This is a genomic window from Winogradskyella forsetii, from assembly GCF_013394595.1.
Lineage (GTDB): Bacteria > Bacteroidota > Bacteroidia > Flavobacteriales > Flavobacteriaceae > Winogradskyella > Winogradskyella forsetii.
In genome coordinates, this window is sequence record NZ_CP053348.1 from 2,324,426 (window position 1) to 2,349,439 (window position 25,014).

22 protein-coding genes and 1 pseudogene are annotated in these 25,014 nt (G+C 34.5%); 19 read left to right on the forward strand and 4 right to left on the reverse strand.

Features of this window, described 5'->3' with window-relative positions; all coding sequences use genetic code 11:
- Positions 1–85: 85 nt before the first annotated feature.
- From clpB to HM987_RS10005, 5 genes are all read left to right on the forward strand, one after another.
- A complete protein-coding gene (gene clpB / locus HM987_RS09985) occupies positions 86–2,692 on the forward strand; it encodes an ATP-dependent chaperone ClpB (protein ID WP_179007702.1) in 2,607 nt (868 codons plus the stop codon).
- A gap of 177 nt (positions 2,693–2,869) precedes the next feature.
- Positions 2,870–3,250 carry a hypothetical protein gene (locus HM987_RS09990; protein ID WP_229724363.1) on the forward strand — a complete coding sequence of 127 codons (381 nt, stop codon included), beginning with the start codon at positions 2,870–2,872 and terminating at the stop codon, positions 3,248–3,250.
- A 587-nt stretch (positions 3,251–3,837) separates the two neighbouring features.
- Positions 3,838–4,497, forward strand: coding sequence for a deoxyribose-phosphate aldolase (gene deoC, locus HM987_RS09995; RefSeq protein WP_179007704.1), 660 nt, complete (start codon positions 3,838–3,840; stop codon positions 4,495–4,497).
- A gap of 30 nt (positions 4,498–4,527) precedes the next feature.
- Positions 4,528–5,226 (forward strand): purine-nucleoside phosphorylase, encoded by a 699-nt coding sequence (gene deoD, locus HM987_RS10000; protein WP_179007706.1) that lies wholly within the window; start codon positions 4,528–4,530, stop codon positions 5,224–5,226.
- Positions 5,227–5,299: 73 nt separating this feature from the next.
- Complete coding sequence (locus HM987_RS10005; RefSeq protein WP_179007708.1) at positions 5,300–5,824, forward strand: SixA phosphatase family protein; 525 nt, start codon at positions 5,300–5,302, stop codon at positions 5,822–5,824.
- Here HM987_RS10005 and HM987_RS10010 read toward each other — a convergent pair.
- Positions 5,810–6,595 (reverse strand): DUF6503 family protein, encoded by a 786-nt coding sequence (locus tag HM987_RS10010; RefSeq protein WP_179007710.1) that lies wholly within the window; start codon positions 6,593–6,595, stop codon positions 5,810–5,812. The two genes, HM987_RS10005 and HM987_RS10010, sit on opposite strands and share 15 nt — an antisense overlap.
- A 244-nt stretch (positions 6,596–6,839) precedes the next feature.
- On the opposite strand from HM987_RS10010, the gene smpB reads away from it, so the two are divergent.
- The 5 genes from smpB (at position 6,840) to HM987_RS10035 (ending at position 13,027) form a co-directional block, all read left to right on the forward strand.
- Positions 6,840–7,298: an SsrA-binding protein SmpB gene (gene smpB / locus HM987_RS10015; RefSeq protein WP_179007712.1), complete on the forward strand. Its 459-nt coding sequence runs from the start codon at positions 6,840–6,842 to the stop codon at positions 7,296–7,298.
- Positions 7,299–7,466: 168 nt separating this feature from the next.
- On the forward strand, positions 7,467–9,935 hold the full coding sequence (locus HM987_RS10020) for a DUF5686 and carboxypeptidase regulatory-like domain-containing protein (RefSeq protein WP_179007714.1): 2,469 nt from the start codon (positions 7,467–7,469) through the stop codon (positions 9,933–9,935).
- Between the two features lie 9 nt (positions 9,936–9,944).
- Positions 9,945–10,463: a hypothetical protein gene (locus HM987_RS10025; RefSeq protein ID WP_179007716.1), complete on the forward strand. Its 519-nt coding sequence runs from the start codon at positions 9,945–9,947 to the stop codon at positions 10,461–10,463.
- Positions 10,464–10,467: 4 nt separating this feature from the next.
- Positions 10,468–10,980 carry a hypothetical protein gene (locus HM987_RS10030; protein WP_179007718.1) on the forward strand — a complete coding sequence of 171 codons (513 nt, stop codon included), beginning with the start codon at positions 10,468–10,470 and terminating at the stop codon, positions 10,978–10,980.
- Positions 10,981–11,191: 211 nt separating this feature from the next.
- Positions 11,192–13,027, forward strand: a complete 1,836-nt coding sequence (locus HM987_RS10035; protein WP_179007720.1) for a Xaa-Pro dipeptidyl-peptidase — start codon at positions 11,192–11,194, stop codon at positions 13,025–13,027.
- A 62-nt stretch (positions 13,028–13,089) separates the two neighbouring features.
- Here HM987_RS10035 and HM987_RS10040 read toward each other — a convergent pair whose 3' ends face one another.
- Complete coding sequence (locus HM987_RS10040; protein WP_179007722.1) at positions 13,090–13,731, reverse strand: protein-L-isoaspartate(D-aspartate) O-methyltransferase; 642 nt, start codon at positions 13,729–13,731, stop codon at positions 13,090–13,092.
- Between the two features lie 356 nt (positions 13,732–14,087).
- Here HM987_RS10040 and HM987_RS10045 point away from each other — a divergent pair, with 356 nt between their 5' ends.
- The 9 genes and pseudogenes from HM987_RS10045 (at position 14,088) to miaA (ending at position 23,818) form a co-directional block, all read left to right on the forward strand.
- Positions 14,088–15,047 (forward strand): Gfo/Idh/MocA family protein, encoded by a 960-nt coding sequence (locus HM987_RS10045; RefSeq protein WP_179007723.1) that lies wholly within the window; start codon positions 14,088–14,090, stop codon positions 15,045–15,047.
- A 110-nt stretch (positions 15,048–15,157) separates the two neighbouring features.
- A complete protein-coding gene (locus HM987_RS10050; RefSeq protein ID WP_179007724.1) occupies positions 15,158–16,048 on the forward strand; it encodes a 3-hydroxyacyl-CoA dehydrogenase family protein in 891 nt (296 codons plus the stop codon).
- A 45-nt stretch (positions 16,049–16,093) separates the two neighbouring features.
- Positions 16,094–16,465, forward strand: a pseudogene (locus HM987_RS10055) (four helix bundle protein).
- A 64-nt stretch (positions 16,466–16,529) separates the two neighbouring features.
- A complete protein-coding gene (locus tag HM987_RS10060) occupies positions 16,530–17,768 on the forward strand; it encodes a DUF1015 domain-containing protein (protein ID WP_179007725.1) in 1,239 nt (412 codons plus the stop codon).
- Between the two features lie 69 nt (positions 17,769–17,837).
- Positions 17,838–18,491, forward strand: coding sequence for a YggS family pyridoxal phosphate-dependent enzyme (locus tag HM987_RS10065; protein WP_179007726.1), 654 nt, complete (start codon positions 17,838–17,840; stop codon positions 18,489–18,491).
- Between the two features lie 208 nt (positions 18,492–18,699).
- On the forward strand, positions 18,700–20,064 hold the full coding sequence (locus HM987_RS10070) for an exonuclease domain-containing protein (RefSeq protein ID WP_179009987.1): 1,365 nt from the start codon (positions 18,700–18,702) through the stop codon (positions 20,062–20,064).
- A gap of 6 nt (positions 20,065–20,070) precedes the next feature.
- Positions 20,071–22,017 (forward strand): DUF3857 domain-containing protein, encoded by a 1,947-nt coding sequence (locus tag HM987_RS10075; RefSeq protein ID WP_179007727.1) that lies wholly within the window; start codon positions 20,071–20,073, stop codon positions 22,015–22,017.
- Between the two features lie 24 nt (positions 22,018–22,041).
- The gene (locus HM987_RS10080; protein ID WP_179007728.1) at positions 22,042–22,920 is read left to right on the forward strand and encodes an ion transporter; all 879 of its coding nucleotides are present in this window, start codon (positions 22,042–22,044) and stop codon (positions 22,918–22,920) included.
- A complete protein-coding gene (gene miaA / locus HM987_RS10085; protein WP_229724365.1) occupies positions 22,871–23,818 on the forward strand; it encodes a tRNA (adenosine(37)-N6)-dimethylallyltransferase MiaA in 948 nt (315 codons plus the stop codon). Before HM987_RS10080 ends, miaA begins: the two co-directional genes overlap by 50 nt.
- A gap of 1 nt (position 23,819) precedes the next feature.
- On the opposite strand, the gene HM987_RS10090 is transcribed toward miaA, so the two are convergent.
- Positions 23,820–24,224, reverse strand: a complete 405-nt coding sequence (locus HM987_RS10090; RefSeq protein ID WP_179007729.1) for a VanZ family protein — start codon at positions 24,222–24,224, stop codon at positions 23,820–23,822.
- 76 nt (positions 24,225–24,300) lie between these two features.
- Complete coding sequence (locus tag HM987_RS10095; RefSeq protein WP_179007730.1) at positions 24,301–25,011, reverse strand: response regulator transcription factor; 711 nt, start codon at positions 25,009–25,011, stop codon at positions 24,301–24,303.
- Between the last annotated feature and the right edge of the window lie 3 nt (positions 25,012–25,014).

The following is a 25,014-nucleotide window of genomic DNA, read 5'->3' on the forward strand; positions in this document are numbered from 1 at the left end:
ATAAAAAAACATTGTCGGGTTGAGTTTGCAAGCGACTAATAAACCTTTCGCCTTCTCTCAATGTGACAGAAAAACAATATAAAAGATGAATTTTAATAATTATACCATTAAATCGCAAGAAGCGATACAGCAGGCACAGCAGTTTGCGCAAGGTTTTGGTCATCAGCAAATTGAAAATGAACATATTTTTAAAGCGCTTTTTAATGTTGATGAAAATGTACTTCCATTCCTTCTTAAAAAGTTGAATGTTAATGTACCTCTACTTGAACAGGTATTGGACAAAGAGCTCGAGAGTTTTCCTAAAGTTTCAGGTGGCGATATTATGCTTTCCCGTGAAGCCAGTAAAATGTTGAACGAAGCCTCCATCATCGCTAAAAAGATGAATGATGATTATGTTTCTATCGAACATTTAGTGTTGGCTATTTTCAAATCAAAAAGTAAAATCGGCCAAATCCTAAAAGATCAAGGGGTCACTGAAAAAGGCTTAAATGCTGCTATTGACGAATTAAGAAAAGGCGATAGAGTAACATCACAAAGTCAGGAAGAAACTTATAATTCACTTAGTAAGTACGCTAAAAATCTAAACCAATTAGCAAGGGATGGAAAATTAGATCCCGTTATTGGACGTGATGAAGAAATACGAAGAATACTTCAGATTTTATCACGTAGAACCAAAAACAATCCGATTTTAGTTGGAGAACCTGGAACGGGTAAAACGGCAATTGCGGAAGGCTTAGCACATAGAATCATCGACGGCGATATTCCAGAAAATCTAAAAGACAAACAGATTTTCGCTTTAGATATGGGCGCGTTAATTGCTGGCGCCAAATATAAAGGTGAGTTTGAAGAACGTCTAAAAGCCGTGATCAAAGAAGTGACCGAAAGTAATGGAGATATCGTTTTGTTTATCGATGAGATTCATACTTTGGTTGGTGCTGGTGGTGGACAAGGCGCCATGGATGCTGCAAACATTCTGAAACCAGCTTTAGCACGTGGCGAATTGAGAGCGATAGGTGCAACGACCTTAGATGAATATCAAAAATATTTTGAGCAAGACAAGGCTTTGGAACGTCGTTTTCAGAAAGTCACTGTAAATGAGCCTGATACTGAAAGTGCAATTTCCATACTTCGAGGTATTAAGGAGAAATATGAGACACATCATAAGGTGAGAATTAAGGATGAAGCTATTATTGGTGCCGTTGAATTATCGGAACGTTACATAACAAACCGTTTTTTACCAGATAAAGCCATTGATTTAATGGATGAAGCGGCTTCAAAATTACGAATGGAAATCAACTCCAAACCGGAAGAATTAGATGTCCTCGACCGTAAGATTATGCAACTTGAAATTGAACATGAAGCGATTAAGCGCGAAAAAGATGAATCTAAATTAAAAAGCTTAAAAGCAGAACTGGCAAATCTTAAAGAAGAACGCAATGAGCTGAATGCGAAATGGAAATCTGAAAAGGAAGTCGTAGAGAACGTTCAGAATATTAAACAAGAAATTGAAAATTATAAAATTGAAGCGGAACGTGCCGAACGTGATGGCAATTATGGAAAGGTAGCTGAAATCCGTTATGGCAAGATTAAAGATGCTACTGAAAAGTTAGAAAATTTCCAAAAGGAATTAGCAGAACAACAGGACACCTCCTTAATCAAAGAGGAAGTTACTTATGAAGATATTGCTGAAGTTGTCGCTAAGTGGACAGGCATTCCTGTAACCAAAATGCTTCGAAGTGATCGTGAAAAACTATTGAAACTTGAAGATGAATTACACAAACGTGTAGTAGGACAAGAGGAAGCGATTGAAGCGGTCAGTGACGCGGTTCGTAGATCTAGAGCTGGACTACAAAATCCACAAAAACCAATTGGGACTTTCCTGTTTTTGGGAACAACTGGTGTTGGTAAAACGGAACTGGCAAAAGCATTGGCAGAATATTTGTTCGACGATGAAAACGCCATGACACGTATTGACATGAGTGAATACCAAGAACGACATGCTGTGAGCCGTTTGGTTGGTGCGCCTCCAGGATATGTAGGTTACGATGAAGGCGGACAATTAACAGAAGCTGTGAGACGTAAACCGTATTCTGTAGTATTACTTGATGAAATTGAAAAAGCGCATCCTGATACGTTCAATATTTTATTACAAGTTTTGGATGAGGGCCGTTTAACAGATAACAAAGGTAGAATTGCAGATTTTAAAAATACCATTATAATTATGACTTCAAATATGGGAAGTCATATTATTCAAGAGCGTTTTGAAGCGACCAAGGATATTCCATCAGCGATGGAAGCAGCAAAAGTTGATGTTTTAGGTTTATTAAAACAAAGCGTCAGACCAGAGTTTTTAAACCGTATTGACGATACTATAATGTTCACACCATTATCCAAGGAGAATATTGTTGATATTGTTGGGTTACAGTTGAAAGGTATTACCAAAATGATAGCAAAACAAGGTATCACTTTTGATGCGACACCAGAAGCTGTGAGTTATTTGGCCGAGAAAGGTTATAATCCAGAATATGGAGCGAGACCTGTAAAGCGGGTAATTCAAAAAGAGGTTTTAAATCAATTGAGTAAAGAAATATTGGCTGGCAAAGTAAACACAGACAGTATTATTCTACTAGATGAATTTGATGGACAATTGGTCTTTAGAAACCAAAGTGATTTGGTCACAGAAGAATTGTAAAAAATCTTTAAATTTTAGATCAACCGTAACAATTTAGGTTAAGAACAGTCTATATAATGATTGGTTGGTAAAAAGCAATACAATTTTCATTTACTTGAAAGGCGTATTGCTTTTTCATTTCTATTTACTATCTTTATATAAAACAGATATAACCCTCACAAAATCAACCAAATAAAAATGATAAAACATTACAATCTAAAAGATGCAGATGTCTATATATTTGATAATTATATCATAAATCAAATACGTGAGGGTGTTACAATCGAAGCACCACACGATAAAGAATTAAACCAGATTGTCCAAGAACATTTTAGCGGACAGGAAATTGTCTATATTTCCAACCGGGTAAAATCTTACACAGTTGATCCCTTGATTTATCCCAAGGTGGAACAAATACCAAATATTGTTGCTATTGCCATAGTTCCTAAAACGGACATAATGAGACAGAATGCGGCATACGAAAAAAATTTCTACGACAAAACCTTTGAGATTTTTGACACCCTTAATGAGGCCATTGTTTGGGCAAATAAGTTAGTAATGGCAGAAAGCGATGAATAAACTGGCATTTAATAGTGGTGTTACTCAGCAATTATAGGAATGAAATAAATAAGTTAGTGATCAGCAGTATTCAAATTGCCCGATTAAAACCGTCTTATTAACGGAATCCCAAACTTATGTATTTTGACAAACAAATCTTAAAGCAGAAATGAGAATGGATAACGATAACAAAACCCAAAGATAAGCCATTATTTGGTGTGGATCTCTTCGTTATAACCCTGTTTACCAGAATCTTGAAACACACTCTGTGTAGATGATGACATAATTAAACACCATTAATAATCCGCTTCGAGCCGAGACATTTAGAAGAGCGAATTTTAAATGTTAATAAGAATATCTAATTATTACAAATAATTTTTTTTCTACAGGTCTAAAAATGAAAGCGTTTCAAAGTTATTAACAATTATTCGATGAAATGCATGATAAAATTAAAAATTTAACATGCCTTTTAACGGATAAAACATTAATTTTGTCGAGCTATTTAATTCCAACGAAACTTTAAGACATTATTTATCTTGTGAGTAATCCCTCTACTTGTAGAGAATTGCTATAGTTAATTATGCCTAAACCCCTAACAAAATACAAAAATGGAATTGAATAGATATATAGACCACACCTTATTAAGTGCGTCTGCAACTGAATCCGAAATCCTTAAACTTTGCGAAGAAGCAGTAAAATATAATTTTTACTCGGTTTGCGTCAACAGCAGTTATGTGCCCATCGCAAAACAAGCATTAGGACGATCTGAAGTAAAAATCTGCTCGGTCGTCGGTTTCCCCTTGGGCGCCATGTCCACCGAAGCCAAAATTTTTGAAGCTAAAAATGCCATCGATCAAGGTGCTACGGAAATAGACATGGTAATGAATATTGGCCGACTTAAAAGTAAAAATCATGTGGCCGTATTAAAAGATATTAGTGCTGTGAAACGCGCTATTGGTCTTACCACTCTAAAAGTTATTCTTGAAATAAGCGAACTTTCAAAAAACGAAATCGTCAAAGCCTGCGAAATCTGTATCGATGCCAAAGCAGATTTTGTAAAAACCTCTACCGGATTCTCAAAAAGTGGAGCTACTTTAACTGCTGTAAAAATAATGAGAAAAACAGTTAAAGATAAACTAAAAGTTAAGGCTTCTGGTGGTATTAGAGATGTGGAAACCGCTCTCAAGTACATAGAAGTTGGTTCGGATAGAATAGGCGCTTCGGCTGGAGTTTCAATGATGAATAATCTAGTATCACGAGCTTCATAATAATTAAGACACTTTGCTTAACTTTGTAGCATGAGTGTACATATTGAAGCCAAAAATGGCGAAATCGCAGAGACCATTCTTCTTCCAGGTGATCCCTTGAGAGCTAAATGGATAGCTGAAACATTTTTTGAAAACCCTAAATGCTTCAATAAAGTAAGAGGTATGCTTGGTTATACAGGCACCTATAAGGGTAGACGGATTTCAACCATGGGCACAGGCATGGGAGTTCCAAGTATTACCATTTATGCCAACGAACTGATAAAAGACTATGGCGTAAAAAACCTTATTCGAGTGGGCAGCGCAGGATCTTACCAAGAGCATGTTAAAATTAGGGATGTCGTAATTGCTATGGCTGCATCGTCCAACTCTGGTGTTAATGAGTTGCGTTTTGGCGGTGCAAATTATGCACCTACAGCAGATTTTGGCTTGTTTATGAAAGCTGTTGAGGCGGCGCGTTCCAAGAACATTCCTATTAAAGCCGGTAACGTTTTATCGTCCGATATTTTTTATGAAGACGATAAAGAAGCCTTTAAATTATGGTCTAAATTTGGGGTCTTGTGTGTAGAAATGGAAGCTGCTGGGCTTTATACTGTTGCAGCTAAACATCAGGTAAATGCATTAGCCATTTTAACTATTTCAGATTCATTAGTAACTGGAGAAGCCACAACGAGCAACGAACGTGAGACTACCTTTAAGGGTATGATTGAGGTGGCTTTGGAGTTGGCTTAGGAATTTTCAAATACATTGTGGTAAGAATTTCATTCTATAAACACAAAATGAAAAACAACATATGACGAGACAAATGAAAAAATTAATCCCAATAGTTAGCCTCGGCTTTTTACTAGGTCTTTCTTGTGCTCAAAACAAAGAGAAAACTGAAAATAAAGATGAAGTTGTTACCACTTATTACCTCATTAGACATGCCGAAAAAGATCGTTCTGATGAAACCAATAAAAACCCTAATCTTACTGAAGAAAGACTAAAACGTGCCGAAAACTGGGCAGAACACTTTAAAAACATAAATTTGGATGCTGTGTATTCTACAGATTATAACCGAACCAAGCAAACAGCCACGCCAACGGCAAAAGCAAATCAGCTTGAACTTCAATTTTACAACCCATCAGACATAAAGATTGAAGAATTCATTGAAAAAACCAATGGAAAAACAGTTTTAGTGGTTGGTCATAGTAATACCACACCAAAGTTTGTGAATGAATTATTAGGCGAAGACAAATATGAAGATATCGCAGACGATAATAATGCTAATCTATATGAAGTAACCATTTCAAAAGACAAAAAAACGTCACAATTATTAGTTGTTGATTAATTGTACTTCCACATTTTCAAGTTCTATTTGAGACACTAATTTCAAAGCATTGGCCTCAAAGGCTTTTCCTAAATTTTCAAGTGGAATTGATGCATCCTCAGGTTTATAATTGTTATAATCCACAAAGCGTAAACTATTGACCATTCGTTCGTTGTAAGCTTCTCTAAAACGCATACCGACGCCATCTTCTTCATTATATGAATACGCTAAATAATCTACCTTAAACGTTCTTTTGTTAATCCAATAGATGAAAATGTCTTGGTGATCCTCTCCTCCACCTTCGGCTTTAAAAGTCACTTTGATTTTATGATATTCCTTGCCTTTAATTGTTTCACTTCCAAGCCCAGTTTTATTAACCGCTTCGTCATTCAATCCATAAGGTAAAACTGAAAAATAGTGGACGGAATTAACTGACGCTTCATATTTATTAGCTATGGAATCTTCAAGCTTTACAAACGTTTCATTATTATAACGCTCAAAACCTACATTACTCAACATGTCAAAAACAGAATCGTTGTTCTTTACGGTCAACCTTACTAAAAGGAACTCATGATTTTTACGTAAGGCTTGATAATACGTGTCTCGAAATTCAAACTTAAGACTGGATCGTTTAAAGTTTTCACCTCCTGAAACCGCTATCGATTTATTTACAATTTCATTTGCAGTTAATTCTTTTGTAGGTGCTTCTACGCCATTATCATTTAAAGTTGAATTTTCATTCTTACAACCAAAAATCAACAGAACAGTTAAAAGTAATAAAAATTTCTTCATAATAACATCTCTTTTAAAAAGGCCAGTCGCAAAACTATACATAAGATTACATAAATATCATAAATTCAACTTAAAGAAACACTTCCAAAGCTTCAAGATCATTAATTTTCACTACTCTAGATCTTTGTTAACTTTGGAATTTAGTTTTTGTCATTTGGCCCTTTTTAACTGCCTGCTTCTAGCTTCAAACTTTTGTTTGCTTCAACCTTCCTACTTCAATCTTACTTTCCTATCTTTGTCTTCTATGCAAAAAACGGTAAACATACTCAATAGAAAAGCCAAATTTCAATACGAAATTTTGGATAAATATACCGCAGGAATTGTACTTACCGGAACTGAGATTAAATCCATCAGATCTGGAAAAGCATCCATTGCAGAAGGTTTCTGTGAGTTTAACGACCGAAGCGAACTTTTTGTAATTAACATGACAGTCGAAGAGTACAAATATGGCACACATTACAACCATAGACCTAAAGCCGAGCGTAAATTATTGCTGAACAAAAGAGAGCTTAAAAAGCTTGAAAAAGAAGTGAACATTAAAGGAAATGCCATCATCCCAATGCGTTTGTTTATCAACGATAGAGGTTTGGCAAAACTTGTTATTGCGCTAGCAAAAGGTAAAAAACTCTACGACAAACGCGAAACAATCAAGGATCGGGACAACAAGCGAAATTTGGACCGTATTAAAAAAGTGTACCGCTAAACTTTAAGATTTTTATAACTTCCTACATTTTATTTTTAGTCTAAGTTTGAGGCAACCATTGCTCATTAGTTGACGTCTATATAAATAGAACATATTCCAATTTCACCATTTTAGGCACAGAAATTGTGAAAACTATTGACAAGCTTGTTAATCATCAATCAAAACGCTATGACTAAAACACTACTCAGTATCTTCGCAATCGCTTTTAGCACCTTAGTTTCCGCACAAATTATTGGAAACATTACAGACCAAAACAACGAAGCACTTCCCTTTGTAAACATCTTAATCGAAAACACCTATAAAGGTACGACGAGTAATGATGATGGCTACTACGAACTCAACATTTCAACACCAAAAACCTATACGGTTGTTTACAGTTATTTAGGCTATAAAACACTAAAAAAAGAAGTTACTATTGCTGAATTCCCATATCAACTGGATGTCACTTTAACTGAAGAATCTGTCTCACTTAGTGAAGTGCTTATTGATTCTGAAATCGATCCTGCCATTGCCATAATGCGAAAAGCCATTGCACAGCGGAAAGCCAATCTCGAAAAAACAAACTCGTACAAAGCCGATTTCTATTCCAGAGGATTAATTAGAATTAAAGATGCTCCAGAAAAACTCTTAGGTCAAGAAATTGGCGATTTAGGAGGTGGTTTGGATTCTACCAGAAGTGGGATTATTTACTTATCTGAGACGATTTCTAAAATACAGTTTTTAAGTCCAGATAAATTAAAAGAGAAAATTACAGCTTCAAAAGTTAGTGGTAACGATAACGGTTTTAGCTTTAATGCTGCTATGGATGTCGATTTTAATTTCTACAATAACACCATCGATTTTGGCAATGAAATTATTTCGCCAATTGCCAACAATGCCTTTGGTTATTACCGTTACAAGCTCGATGGTATTTTTTACGACGACAGAGGAAATCTTATCAATAAAATCAAAGTCATCCCAAAACGTAAAAACGACCCTGTGTTTTCTGGCTTTATTTATATTGTAGAAGACCAATGGGATATTTATGCTTTGGAATTGGACTTAACAGGAACGCAAGCACGTATTCCTGTGGTGGATATCATTTCATTAAAACAGAGCTTTTCTTATTCCGAAGCAGATGACATTTGGGCAAAAATATCCCAAAGTATCGATTTTAAATTCGGAATGATGGGCATCAAAGGTAACGGTCGATATACCGCAGTTTATAGTAATTACGAATTTAATACTGGCTTAACCAGAGAAGACTTTAGTAGAGAACTTGTCGCTTTTGAAAAAGAAGCCAATAAAAAAGACTCCTTGTTTTGGAACACTATTAGACCTGTGCCCTTGACACTCGAAGAACGTACCGATTACGTAAAAAAAGATAGCCTTCAAACACTTCGGGAATCGAAACCTTATCTGGACTCCTTGGATCGTGCCAACAATAAATTCAAATTGGGAAATTTAATGGGATATACCTATCAGAATTCGCACAAGGATTATAGCTTAGGATTTGATATTCCACTCATTGGTGGTGTGCAGTTTAATACGGTTCAAGGGTATGCCGTCAATGCCAATGTTTTTTACACGAAAAATTATGACGACTTTAAACGTTTTTTTAGAGCGAATGGAACGATTCAATATGGATTTTCAGATGAACGGTTACGTGCTACTGGCTCTCTGACTTATAAATTCAACAGTATAACCAATTCTTTTTTAAGTTTGTCTGGTGGCGTTTCAGCCGAACAATTTAATCCTTCCAATCCTATTTCGTCATTAATCAATTCGGTAAGCACCTTATTTTTTGAAGATAATTACATAAAATTGTATGATAAAAGTTATGTCGCTCTTAATTACTCTGAAGAACTCTTTAACGGTTTTAGACTTTACACAGGCTTGAGTTACGAAAGGAGAAAAGCACTTTTCAACACTACCGATCAAACATTTATTAATGAAGACAATGATGCTTACACGAGTAATAATCCATTAGATGAGACCGCTTTTGGAGTCGCGCCTTTTGAAACGCATAATATCGTTAAAGGAAATATTGACGTTCGCATCAATTTTGGACAAGAATACCTCAGTTATCCAGATGCTAAATATAATGTGAGCAATGACGATTATCCGACCTTATATTTGGGTTACGAAAAAGGTTTTGGCGCCACAAATACTGATTATAATTTTGACCAAATAAAAGCGAGTCTCAGACAGTCTTTTAATATCAAGGACAAAGGAAAATTCATGTACAATCTCAAGGCTGGTAAGTTTTTTAACGCAGATGATATTGCCTTTGTAGATTACCAACATTTTAATGGTAACCAAACACATGTAAGTACAGACGGCAACTATACCAATGTATTCAACAATTTGGATTATTATGCTGCGAGTACAAACGATGCTTATTTTGAAGGTCACGTTGAACACGATTTTAATGGTTTTTTACTTGGAAAAGTGCCATTGCTCAACAAGTTGAATTTTAATTTAGTCATCGGAGCACACCTATTGGCAACACCAGATTTTAAACCTTATCAAGAGTATTCTGTTGGTTTAGATAACATTGGTTGGGGCAAATGGAGATTATTACGAGTGGATTATTTGCGCTCATATCAAGGTGGATTTCAAAGTGATGCTATTGTATTTGGTTTGAAATTCTTTTAAATTTATAGAATGAAAAATATTGTATTAATTTTATTCCTATTTTCAATAGGATTAACTGCCCAAGAAAAAAAAGACTACTCAAAAGACGTAGCCACATTAGACAGCACAATAGCTACTTTATATTCCGTAATCTCTGGCGACAAAGGCGAAGCACGTAATTGGGAATTATTTAAGCATCTATTTAGAAAAGATGCCAAACTCATTCCAACAGGAAAAAACAAAAAAGGCGAAACCACTATTCGTTACATGTCACCAGACGATTATATAAATACCTCAGGGAAATGGTTAGTTGATAACGGTTTCCACGAAGTAGAAATAAAACGGGAAACACAGACTTTTGGGAATATTACCCATGTTTTAAGCACCTATGAATCTTATAAAAGTAAAGACGATGAAGAACCTTTTATGCGTGGCATAAACAGTATTCAATTGTTTAATGACGGAAAGCGTTGGTGGGTTATCAATATATATTGGATGCAAGAATCTGATAAAAACCCAATTCCTGAAATTTATTTGCCGAAAGAATGATATTATGAAAGGAAGAATTTTCATTTTTTTAATTTTAGCTTTTAGTTACTCGTATTCACAAGACAATGTTACTTTAGAAGAAATATTTGATAAGGAAAATAAGGATCTTGAATTAATAAATGATATTTTATCTAAAAAAATCGACTCAATAAATTATTTCATAAAAAACTCAGAATTAAGAATTAGATTTAATTCGGAATTAAATACTATAGCTTCCATTAACAGAGCATATTCGGCTGGATATGAGTTGTTAAAAGAAAACGAAATTAAGGAATTAGAAAAAAGAGTTGAATATATAGCAAGTCATTTTTTTGGAAATGCACAATTCTATTTATTCAAATTTTCCCGAGGTTTAGGCTCTAAATACAGTGTTACAAAAGTTACAAAATACGATAATCCCATAATTGTTTTAACCATTTCAAGTGGTTGTATAATTACAAATATTCACAAAAGAGAAGAACAAATATTAGGAGTTTTCAACTGTAAAATGAATGAGCTTTTATCCGAAAACAAATAACGAAAGCTACTTATGTTCAATTAAATTTCAAGAGGTACAAACAAAGTTTGCATCAAGAATCAAATGATCGATAACATAATAAGATGTCTATACCAATTTTACAAATCGCAACTGTTCAAATTGAAATAGCTAATTCATAAAAAAATAACTTAGTTGAGTTTTGATGAATTCAACTTACATTTATCCTATCGTTTTTAAAATCCATCGAGATATGACCTTTTCACTAAAATTAAGTCGAATTCTAAGTTTTGCACTATTTTTTTCATTCATTGGATATTCACAAAATTCCACAGAGAAAGCAATACCAATATTTAAGGATGGCGAAGCTCAGATACTAGAAGCATTTAGTGATTCAGAAAAATGGATTAGACATGATTTATGGGTAGAAACTGAATTTGATACCGATGGCGATGGAGAACCAGATCGCATGCACGTGGCTGTAACGCGACCAGAACAAACCGAAACCGAAGATTTAAAATTACCCGTAATCTATGTATCCAGTCCTTATTTTGCAGGTGTTGCAGCCGATGCTCCAGGCACTATGTGGGATGTCAATATTGAATTGGGAGGAACGGCAAAAGAACGCTTTCATCCTGAGGTTAAACGTCGCGGACAACGTCCAATTATTTCAAACTCCCATATTGGAAAATGGGTACCGAGAGGCTATATCGTAGTTCATTCCTCTTCGCCAGGCACAGGATTATCAGACGGTGCACCAACCATTGGTGGAAAAAACGAATCTTTAGCTCCAAAAGCAGTGATCGACTGGTTATGCGGACGTGCAAAAGGGTATACTGAAAGAGAGGGCAACGACCAAGTAGAAGCTTATTGGTCAACAGGAAAAATTGGTATGACAGGTACGTCTTATAACGGAACATTACCTTTGGCGGCGGCAACTACAGGTGTTGAAGGTCTAGAAGCCATCATTCCTATTGCACCAAATACGTCTTACTATCATTACTATCGTTCTAATGGCTTAGTACGCTCTCCTGGTGGTTATTTAGGTGAAGATATTGATGTACTTTATGACTTTGTGCATAGTGGCAAAGAAGAAAATCGTCCTTACAATAATAAAACTGTTAGAGATACCGAAATGAAAAATGGTATGGATAGAGAAACTGGCGATTATAATGAGTTTTGGTCAGGAAGAGATTATCTCAATCAGATGGATAAAATGAAAGCCGCCTTATTGATGTCTCACGGCTTTAATGATTGGAATGTAATGCCAGAACATAGTTACCGCATCTATAAAACCGCCAAAGAAAAGGGATTGCCAACCCAAATTTACTATCATCAACTAGGACATGGTGGTCCACCTCCTATCTCAATGATGAATCGATGGTTTACCAAATATCTTCATGGCATTGATAATGGTGTAGAAAAAGAAGAAAACAAAGCTTACATTGTAAGAGAGCAAGATGATACCCAACAACCAACGGCTTATAAAGATTATCCAAATCCTGAAGCTTCTAATGTAACGCTTAATTTGACTGCAGGAGGCACAATGTCTGGTGGTTTAACGCTTAATTCCAGTTCAGTAAAATCTGAAACTCTAACTGATGATGCAACAATTTCTGGTAGTGATCTCGCTAAAGTAGCTTACTCAAAAAACAGATTGTTATACGTAACCCCTAAATTAAAAGATGACCTTCATATTTCGGGAGTTCCAAAAGTGAGCATCACGTTATCTAGTAATCATGAAAGCGCAAATCTTTCGGTTTGGTTAGTATCTTTACCTTGGCAAGAAGGAGGAAAAATTACTGATAATATTATTACACGTGGTTGGGCAGATCCTAAAAATTACAAGTCTTTAACCAAAGAAGAAGATCTTGAACCAAGAAAATTCTATACCGTTAATTTTGATTTACAACCAGATGATCAAATTATTAAAGCCGGACAACAAATTGGATTTATGATTTTTTCAAGTGATAAAGAATTTACTCTTCATCCAAAAGCGGGAACAGAACTGACCGTTCAATTAGATGAAACAACATTGACTTTACCCTTTGTTGGTGGAAAAGATGCTTTTACCAAGGCAACTCATTAAACTATTTGCTTTTTCTAAAAGGTAATTTTTAATTTGAGAGAATACTAAGAGAAGGGATTTTTCTAATTTTTATCTTCCAGCATAGGCACAAACCTAAAATCTCCAAACTCATGTTTTTCAAAATCTTTTGGTCCTTTTCTTATGAATAAGGTCATTACCTGCACATCATCTCCTACTGGAATAACCAAACGTCCACCAATTGCCAGTTGACTCAATAACGGATTTGGCACATAAGGTGCACCTGCCGTGACAATAATGCTTTGAAAAGGCGCTTCGTCTGGCAAACCTTTATAGCCATCACCAAAAATGAGCTTTTTAGCCCTGTACCCTATTTTTGGTAAAAACTTTGAGGTTTTCTTAAAGAGTTCTTGCTGACGTTCAATACTATATACCTTCGCTCCAAGTTCTAAAAGTACGGCCGTTTGGTAACCACTTCCTGTTCCAATTTCCAATACTTTATCTCCTTGCTGTACTTGTAGTAATTCAGATTGGAAACCAACCGTATAAGGTTGGGAAATCGTTTGATCCGCGGCAATCGGAAATGCCTTATCTACATAAGCATGATCTATAAAACCAGAATCCATAAACAAATGTCTCGGAATTTTGCCAACAGCCTTAAGGACTCCTTTATCTTTAATACCTTTTTTGATCAGCGTTTCAACAAGTTGTTGGCGCATCCCTTGATGCTTAAATGTATCTTTCAAAGCGTAGTTTAGTTTCTGTAAAAATACTTTAAAAAAAATCAAACTTCAAATTCATAAGTTTTCATTTTTTTCATACAGAGCTGCAAAGGCGCAAAGCTATACGTGCTTAATTATAGTATAAAATTTTGTATATTTTGTCGATTATCTAAGCCTCAAATCATTAAGCCCAGTTTCATTACTTTTTTCTTTGCGGATTCCGCTTTGCGCCTTTGCGGCTCTGCGTAAAATTTCAAACTTCCTGCTTCAATCTTCGTGCTTCAAGCTTACAGCTTCCCTGTTATCAATTCCTCAGTATTTTACATTTTCTTTTTCAATTTTTGAACGAAAACGACTATTTTTGTTAAAAACAGAAAAACATGCTAAAAGCTGGTGTTCTTGGTGCTGGTCACCTTGGGAAAATTCATTTAAGACTACTCAATCAATCCAACAAATATGACCTTGTCGGTTTTTACGATGCGGATACTGAAAATGCTAAACGTGTGGTAGAGGAGTTTGGCTATACCTATTTTGACTCTATTGATGATTTAATTGATGCCGTTGATGTCGTGGATATTGTAACGCCTACGCTTTCGCATTACGATTGTGCCAAATTAGCCATTAATAAAGGCAAACATATTTTCATCGAAAAACCCATTACCAATACGGTTGAAGAAGCCGAAACCATTAGAACTTTGGTTGCAGAGCATGGCGTTAAAGGTCAAGTTGGACATGTGGAACGATTTAACCCTGCATTTATCGGTGTTAAGGATCAGATTGTCAATCCGATGTTTATAGAATGTCACAGATTAGCAGAATTTAATCCTCGTGGCACAGATGTTCCAGTGGTTTTAGATTTAATGATTCACGATATTGATATTATATTGAGTGTCGTTCAATCTCCTGTAAAGCATATTTCTGCAAGTGGTGTTTCTGTGGTTAGTGAAACTCCAGATATTGCCAATGCTCGAATTGAATTTAAAAATGGATGTGTGGCGAATTTAACAGCCAGTAGAATTTCCTTAAAGAACATGCGGAAAACGAGATTCTTTCAAAAAGATGCGTATATCTCAGTAGATTTCCTCGAAAAGAAATGCGAAGTCGTAAAGATGAAAGATGCACCAGAAGATCCAGGTGATTTCGATATGATACTTCAAAATGCGGAAGGTATTAAAAAACAAATTTATTTCGACAATCCAGATATAGCAAATAACAACGCTATTTTAGATGAGCTGGAAACCTTTGCTGATGCCATTAATAACAATACAAAACCTATTGTAACGTTGCATGATGGCACAGAAGCATTAAGGGTTGCGAATATGATTATTAATCAGTTTTAGTCCCTTTTTGACTTTTTCCCTAAGGGAAAAACACTCAAACTCTAGAAAAAAACAATCGAATATATTAACATAACAGTTTCCTTTCCTTCGGAAAGGATTAAGGATAGGATATGAAAAACATAGCAGTAATAGGTGCAGGAACTATGGGAAATGGAATTGCCCATACCTTTGCACAATCAGGATTTAAAGTACAATTAATTGATATTAGCGAAGCGTCTCTAAAACGAGGCATGGATACCATTTCCAGAAATTTAGATAGAATGGTTGCTAAAGAAAAAATTAGCGAAGCCGATAAATCGGATACTTTAGGCAACATCAAAACATTTACTAATACAGAAGAAGGTGTTAAAAATGCAGACTTAGTTGTGGAAGCAGCAACTGAAAATCTTGATTTAAAACTAAAAATATTTAAGCAGTTAAATGAGGTTTGCAATGAAAACGCCATTTTAGCAACGAACACGTCTTCAATATCAATAACTCAAATTGCAGCCGTAACATCACGACCGGAAAAAGTAATTGGAATGCACTTTATGAACCCAGTTCCTATTATGAAATTGGTGGAGATCATACGTGGTTATAGTACAAGCGACGAAGTGACTTCTACCATCATGGAATTATCTAAAACTTTAGGTAAAACACCAACTGAAGTCAATGATTATCCAGGTTTTGTTGCCAATAGAATCTTAATGCCAATGATTAATGAATCTATTGAAACACTTTACAATGGCGTTGCTGGTGTTGAAGAAATCGATACGGTTATGAAATTAGGCATGGCACATCCCATGGGTCCTTTACAACTCGCTGATTTTATTGGTTTAGATGTGTGTTTATCCATTTTGAATGTGATGTACGATGGTTTTAAGAATCCGAAATATGCACCATGTCCGTTGTTAGTGAATATGGTAATGGCAGGAAAATTAGGTATTAAGTCGGGAGAGGGTTTTTATGATTATGCTGAGAGCCGGAAAGCTGATAAAATTGCTAAGCAATTTTCTAAGTAAAAAGTGTGGAGTGTGGAGTAAATATGATTAATTAAAAAGATTTAGATGAAAGTACAGGATTTAATCGCATATAAAAAAAGTTTTAAATTGTCGATGGATATTTTTCATCTTTCAAAAGGATTTCCAAAAGAATAAACATACTCACTTACTGATCAAATAAGACGATCATCACGAAGCGTTTGTGCTAATTTAGCAGAAGCTTATAGAAAACGACGATATCCAAAACATTTTACGAGCAAATTAACCGATTGCGATGCAGAAAATGGAGAAACTCAAACTTGGCTAGAATTTGCACTTGCCTGTAATTATCTTTCAAAAGAGCAATACAATGAATTATATAAAGAATCAACTGAAATAGCAAATCTACTGAACTATATGATATTAAACCCTGAGAAATTTGGTTCAAAAAGATCGTAGTTAAAACTGAAATATTTAACACTTTATACTTTACACTCGACACTTTTTACTTGAAACCAACAATATGCCAAAAATAATCCCATTCAAAGCTGTAAAACCAACCAGAGCTATCGTCGGTCTTGTGGCCTCACGTCCTTATCAGAGTTATACTTTGAATGAACGCGAATCAAGAATGGCTTATAATCCTTACAGTTTTCTTCATATTGTGAATCCTGGTTATAAATACGATCAGGAAGTTACAGGAGAAGAACGTTATCGGTTGGTAAAAAACCGTTACTTGGAATTTAAGGAAGATGGTATTTTTATTCAAGATGAAAAGCCTTCGTTTTATGTGTATAAAATTGTGAATCGACTGGGACAAAAATTTAGCGGAATCATTGCTGCCACAAGCGCTGAAGATTACGAAAAGGATATCATCAAAAAGCATGAGGATACTATTGCCAAACGCGAAGAAACCTTTAAAACCTATATTCAAACCGTAGGTTTCAATGCAGAGCCTGTACTCCTAACCTATCCTGATAATACTACAATTGCTGAGATTATTAAAGAAACGCAAAAAGGTTATGCCGAGTTTGAATTTACCATGACCTATAGAGACACACATTATTTATGGAAAATAGATAATGATGAAACCATTGCGACTATTCAAGAGGAATTCAATAAAATGAATAAAGTTTATATTGCAGATGGTCATCACAGATCAGCGTCTTCTTATTTATTATACAGAGATGAAAAAGCAAAAAATCCGAATCATAATGGTGATGAGTCTTACAACTTTTTTATGTCCTATTTAATTCCAGAATCTGATTTGGTCATTCATGAGTTTAACCGACTGATAAAAGACTTAAATGGCTTGAGCAAAGAAGAATTTTTAATAAAGTTAGACGAATTTTATCGTATTGAAAATAGAGGTGTAATGCCATACAATCCATCAAAACCACATCACTTTAGCATGTATTTAGATGGCGAGTTTTATTCCCTTTACCTACGAAAAACAGCGTACGAATTTAAAACGGCCTTAGATCAGCTTGATGCCCAAGTACTTTACAAAACCATTCTTCAACCGATTTTAGGTATTAACGATTTAAGAAAAGACAATCGAATTTCATATGTTAACGGTCAGCATGAAATGGTCACTATAAAAAGCAGCGTGGATAGTGGCGAATTTACGGTTGGCTTCGGAATGTGTCCTTCAAATGTGGAACAAATGAAACAGATTGCGGATGAAGGTTTACGAATGCCACCTAAAAGTACTTATATTTTACCTAAATTGAGGAGTGGAATTACGATTTATGAATATTAATAAATGTTGATTCGTTTATTGTTGAGTCGTAAAACTTAACAACAAACAAATTAACTACAAACATCAAAGATGAACATAGAACAAAACTTAAAAGATATAAAATCAACCATACCAGAAAGCGTCACTTTAGTGGCAGTTTCTAAAACGAAACCTATAAGCGATTTAATGGAAGCTTATAATGCTGGTCAACGTGTTTTTGGAGAAAATAAAATCCAAGAAATGGTTGAAAAGTACGAAGAAATGCCAAAAGACATTAAATGGCACATGATTGGCCATGTTCAGCGCAATAAAGTAAAATACATGGCAGAATTTGTCAACTTAATTCATGGTGTGGATAGTTTCAAATTGCTGAAGGAAATTAATAAGCAAGCCAAAAAACACGATAAAATTATCAACTGTTTGCTTCAAATTAAAATTGCGGAAGAAGATAGTAAATTTGGTATGTCTGCTGATGATGCTACTTCCCTATTAAAATCTGAAAAAATCTCAGAATTAAAAAATATTAAGATTGTCGGTGTAATGGGAATGGCAACTTTTACGGACAATATGAATCAGGTTGAAAAAGAATTCAAATTCCTAAAACACACATTTACAGAACTTAAATCATTACAACCTGAGCTCAAAACCATAAGTATGGGAATGAGTGGCGATTATCAATTGGCAATTGACTGCGGAAGTACAATGATTCGTGTAGGAAGTAGTATATTTGGAGAGAGAAATTAGTTTTCAGTCACCGCCTGCCTATGCCGAAAAGGCACGTTCGGGCGGGTCGCAGTTTTCAGCTAGCTCTATTATGAATAAAAAATAGTCTCAGTTTTGTGCCATCGACTTAAAAACTAAATTATGATGACATGCATTATTAAACATTCCTAATTTTCCCATTTGGGTAAATGTCCGCAGTACAATGGGAAACAACTAAACGACAAACAATATCTACGCAATACTAGACATAGAAACCACAGGTGGCAAGTTCAATGAAGAAGGTATCACGGAAATTGCAATCTACCAATTTGATGGTCATAAAGTAACCGATCAATTTATTTCGTTGGTCAATCCTGAACGGGAAATTCAACCTTTTGTGGTCAATCTTACAGGTATTAATTCTAGCATGCTAAAAAATGCGCCAAAATTTTATGAGGTGGCAAAACGCATTGTGGAGATTACCGAAGATTGTATTATTGTGGCTCATAATTCGTCCTTTGATTACAGAATCCTAAAAACTGAATTCAAACGTTTAGGTTTTCCTTTTAAACGAAAAAGCCTTTGTACCGTAGAACTTGCCCAACAGCTTATTCCGGATATGGAGTCCTATAGTCTTGGAAAATTAACACGCGCATTAGGTATTCCTATGGCTGATAGGCACAGAGCCAATGGTGATGCCATGGCAACCGTGAAGTTGTTTAAAATGTTACTGAATAAGGATCTGGATAAGGTCATTGTAAAAGATGCCATTAAGATTGAACAAAAATCTAAAATTGCACCAAATCTCAATGCTATGATTGAAGCGCTACCTTCGGATACAGGCGTTTATTACATTCATAATAGCGATGGTGACATTATCTACATCGGAAAAAGTAAGAATATAAGAAAGCGCATTATTCAACATTTTACAGGGACCAATTCTAAGTCTAAGAAAATTCAAAAATTAGTAAGTACAGTTACTTATGAGAAAACAGGAAATGAATTGGCCGCACTACTAAAAGAAAGTGCAGAAATCAAAAAAAATAAACCTATTTTTAATAGAGCTTTACGAAGACACATTTTCTCACACGCGCTTTACAGTTTTACAGATAAAAACGGATACGTAAATCTTTATATCGATACATCCGACAGAGAAGAAATTCCTATTACCACATTTAGTACTAGAGCCAGTGGTAAGCACTTTATGTTTAAAGTCGTTGATGAATACAATTTATGCCAAAAACTCACAGGCTTAGAATCCACAAAAACAAGTTGTTTTAAGTACGGCGTAAAAGAATGCCAAGGTGCATGTATAAATGAAGAGTCGGTAAATGACTATAATAAAAGAGTGAATTCGCTTATACAAAAATACAGCTATGATAAAAAAGACATGCTGATTATAGACAAAGGTCGAACTATTGAAGAAAAATGTGCGTTTTTAATTGAAAATGGCATTTTTAAAGGGATGGGCTTTTTTGACTTAAATCATCAAATAAATAATAGGGCAATTTTGAAATCTCTTATTACACCTATGGAAAATAACAGAGATACGCAGCATATCATACAAAGTTATATGAGACGGAATAAAAGACTTAAAACTATAGATTTAAAATAAAAGTTAATGAAATTGAGATTATTAATTATAGCACTAATCATATCTTGTTCAAGTTTTTCTCAAGAATACAATGTAACAAAGCGAGTTTATAAAAGCGATTTGAAGCACAATTCTTACGCAAAAGACTCTACTGCCAATGCATTAGTAATATATGATTATGGTAACAGTTTTATAGATAATACCACTTATTGGTTAAGAGTTCAAATAGAACAAAAAATTAAAATTTTAAGAACTGAGGGTATTAAGAGAGGAGCGTTTGAAGTAAAACTTTATAAAGGAAAATCTTCAGAAGAAATAATTAAAAATATTAAAGGCGCAACATATAATCTAGAAAATGACAAGGTTGTAATAACAGAATTAACTAAGGATGCCATTTTTGAAGAGGAGCATGAGAAATATACTTTAGTGAAATTTGTGTTGCCCAAAGTAAAGGTAGGAAGCGTCATTACGATTAGCTACGAAACACAATCTCGCTTTATGACTAAATATCAGCCTTGGTATTTTCAAAGTACGGATCCCGTTTTGTATAGCGAGTACAATACAAGCATTCCAGGTAATTATGAGTACCATGTAAAACTTGTGGGTGGTATACCTTTAGACACTCACGATACAAGCATAGAGAAAGATTGTCTTAGAGGTGGAAACGGCTCAAGTGCCAATTGTTATGTTTCTAAATATATAATGAAAAATGTACCAGCTTATAAGCCAGAAGACTTTACTACAACTGCCCTAAACTATATGTCTAGAGTAGAATACGAATTGAGTGTATTTAGAGGGTTTGACGGAAAAGTTGATGAGATGACCAAGACATGGAAAGATGTAGATAATGAACTAAAGACGGATTCTGATTTTGGGAGACAGGTAAGCAAAAGAAGTTTGGTAAAAAACATTCTGCCAGAGTCTATTGTTTCAATGGATACAAATCTAGATAAAGCTCATGCCATTTATCAATTTGTACTGGACAATTATAAATGGAATGGAAAATCGGAGCGTTATGATGTGTCTGTTAAAAATCTAATTAAAGAAAAAGTTGGTAGTGTTTTTGAAATTAATTTATTGTTAGAAAATCTCTTGACAAATGAAGGTTTTAAAGTATTTGCGATTTTAATTTCAACTAGAGGAAATGGACTTGCTACAAAGATTTTTCCAGTGCTTACAGATTTTAACTATTTGATTTTGAAGACCACAATAGATGATAAAGATTATTTTTTAGATGCAACAGAACCCTATTTGTCGTTTGGAGAAATTCCCTTTAGAACTCTAAATCAATACGGTCGCTTAATGGATTTTGACAATGGAAGTTATTGGGAAGACATAAATGTTGACGATTTCTCAACTAGGGTACATCGCGTTAGATTAACTTTAGATATTGACAATCAATTTTCAGGAGCAATAGAAAGTAATTTTACTGGTTATCACTCTCACCAACCTAAGCAACTATACGATGAGAATTCCGAGGCGTATTTTGAGAACAAAATAAATGTGCATTCAGATATAAAAATTGAAAATCATGAAGTTAATGATTATGATAAATCGAAACCATCTTTTAAAGAAATTATTGATATTGCAATAGAACCGGAAGTTATTGGAAATAAAATCTATTTAAATCCATTCATTATAAAATTTTTTGAAGAAAACCCGTTTAAACTTCAAGAAAGATCTTATCCTATTGATTTTGGGTATAAGGATGTTTATATTTATAGTATGCAAGTAAGCCTAAATGAAGACTATGGAATTATCGAAACGCCTTCAACAGTTAATTATTCATTGCCTAATGATGCCGGGAACATTCTATTAAATGTTGACCGAATTAATGACCAACTTATATTATATTTCAAAGTTAAGTTCAATTTACCTATCTATTCACCAGAATTTTACCCCTATTTAAAAGAATTTATGAGTAAGCTTGTAGAGCTTCAAAATAACACTGTAATTGTTTTTGAAAAACAATAGAATTACTTTTCGTACTTTTAAAATATGGAACCTTACGATAAACACAATTGGAAAACAAAACTTCATGAAATCATTTACGAAGCGGATACGCCTGCGGGAAAATTATTCGATGTCGTTCTTCTCATAGCTATCGTTGCCAGCATTATTCTAGTAATGTTGGAAAGTATTAAAAGCTTTGATCTCAGGTTTCATTCATTTTTGAATATCTCTGAATGGATCATTACCATCTTATTTACTATTGAGTACTTCTTGAGAATTATAACCGTAAAGAAACCTTTAAAATATATTACGAGTTTTTACGGCATCATCGATTTACTATCCACAATCCCTAAGTATTTATCACTTATATTTATCGGTACGCATGCCTTGGTTGCTTTAAGGGCTTTGCGGTTATTGAGAATTTTTAGAATTCTTAAATTGGTGCGTTTTATGGGTGCTTCCAATCAATTGGCAAGTGCTATTAAGGCCAGTAGAGCAAAAATTTCGGTCTTCTTGTTTGCTGTAATTATTGCAGCGACAATTTTTGGCACCATTATGTATTTGGTAGAAGGTGAAGAAAATGGGTTTGATAATATTCCTAAAAGTGTTTATTGGTGTATCGTAACCTTGACCACAGTTGGTTTTGGAGATATTGCGCCTCAAACTGCATTAGGACAATTTATTGCCACGCTAATCATGATTTTAGGTTATGGTATTATAGCCGTACCAACAGGTATTGTATCTGCTGAATATACCAAAGCTTCAGAAAATGATACGAATAAGAAAAAATTATCTGACGAAGAATATAAGCATGTTAAGAATGTGACATTAAATACCCAGACCTGCATGAATTGTTTGGCTACAAAGCATCAAGATGATGCTGAATTCTGTCATAAATGTGGATTTCAATTACACCATGACTAAAGTTCTTATTTCCATAGTTGGCCCAACTGCTATTGGTAAAACCGCTTTGAGTATCAAATTAGCTCAACATTTTAATGCCGAAATTATTTCGGCAGATTCACGTCAATTTTATAAAGAAATGTCTATTGGAACGGCTGTTCCATTTGAAGAGGAGTTAAATGCGGCTCCACACCATTTTATTCAGAACAAATCCATTGAAGATGATTATAATGTTGGCGATTTTGAACGTGATGCTATTGCTAAAATTAGTGTTTTGCATGAAAAAAATCCTATAGTTGTCATGGTTGGTGGTTCTGGATTATACGTTAAAGCAGTAACTAAAGGCTTGGATTACTTTCCTGAAGCTGAACCTCATATTAGAACAGATCTCAATCTTCAACTTGAAGAAAAAGGGCTCATCCATTTGCAAGAACAGCTAAAGTCATTAGATTCAGTAGCCTATGAAACTATTGCAATAGATAACCCACAAAGGGTTATTAGAGCTTTAGAAATTTGTATAAGCACTGGTAAACCATATTCATCTTTTCTTACCAACCCTGAAAAAAATCGAAATTTTAAAACGATTTCTATTGGACTATATGCTAAACGTTCCACTATTTACGATAGAATCAATCAACGTGTAGATTTAATGCTTGAAAACGGTTTGTTGGCTGAAGTAAAATCACTTACACCATACAAACATCACAATGCTTTAAACACGGTTGGTTATAAGGAATTATTTCAATTTATTGATGGCCATTGGACTTTAGAATTTGCAATTTCCGAAATTAAAAAGAATACCAGGCGTTTCGCCAAAAGACAACTCACTTGGTTCAGAAAAGACGATTCCATTGCATGGTTTGATTTTGAAACTGATGTTGATGAGATTATAAATCACATTAGTTCGCAGCTTAACTAGCTTAGCGGCTTTCAGCCTTTTTATATTTGACATAGCCTTTATTAAATAGAAAATTTCCAATTAAGGTAAAACACAAAATTCCTAAAGCGTCGGCAATGAGGTCTATTATGTCTAAATTACGCTTAGGAAAATATATCTGACTCAATTCTTCGACTAGCACAAATACAGATACAAGTACGGATCCAAGTGGTACATTTTGACTCGAGAATACTGACCTGTTTTTAAATACCAGATTAGCTAGTAAAGTTAAAATTCCATAGATAAAAAAATGACCTATTTTATCACCATAATAAATAGAATTTGAAAATTCAATAAATACATTTGGCGCCCCTTTATTGGCTTTATTTATTATCCAAAATATAAAAATAACTAACGCTATTGTAATCCCTTTTAATACCTTATTCATTTATTCATCAATTCAAACAAAAAAACCAGCTCATGAGAACTGGATTTTTATATTCATATAAAAATTATTCTATAGGTTAGTTATCTCCATTAACAACCAACCTAAAGCCTTCACCATGGATATTCAAAATTTCAACATTAGGATCTGGTTTTAAGTATTTTCGCAATTTAGCAATGTAAACGTCCATACTACGAGAGGTAAAATAATTATCGTCTCTCCATATTTTGGTAAGCGCTAATTCCCTTGGCATTAAATCATTTTCGTGCAATGCCAACAAACGTAACAATTCGTTTTCTTTTGGAGATAGTTTTTCAGGATCTCCACCATCAAATTTTAAGAAACGCAGTTTAGAATTGAGGTCAAAACGACCGATCTTAAATTCAAATTGTTTACTATCTGCAACAGTATCCGTTGCTTTGCGTTGCATTATCGCTTTGATTTTCATCAATAACACCTCACTGTCAAACGGTTTATTGAGATAGTCGTCCGCCCCTACTTTGTACCCTTTAAGCACATCTTCTTTCATCGCCTTTGCGGTTAGGAAAATGATTGGCACATCCGTATTTTTTTCACGTATTTCTTTCGCTAAGGTAAAACCATCTTTGTAAGGCATCATAACGTCTAAAATGCAAAGGTCGTAATCGTCCTTTTTGAACTTTTCAAATCCTTCCATACCATTTTTAGCATGGACTACATCATAATCGTTCATCATTAAATAATCTTTTAACACCGTTCCAAAATTTGGATCGTCTTCAACTAAAAGTATTTTTTTATTTTGTTCTTCCATAAT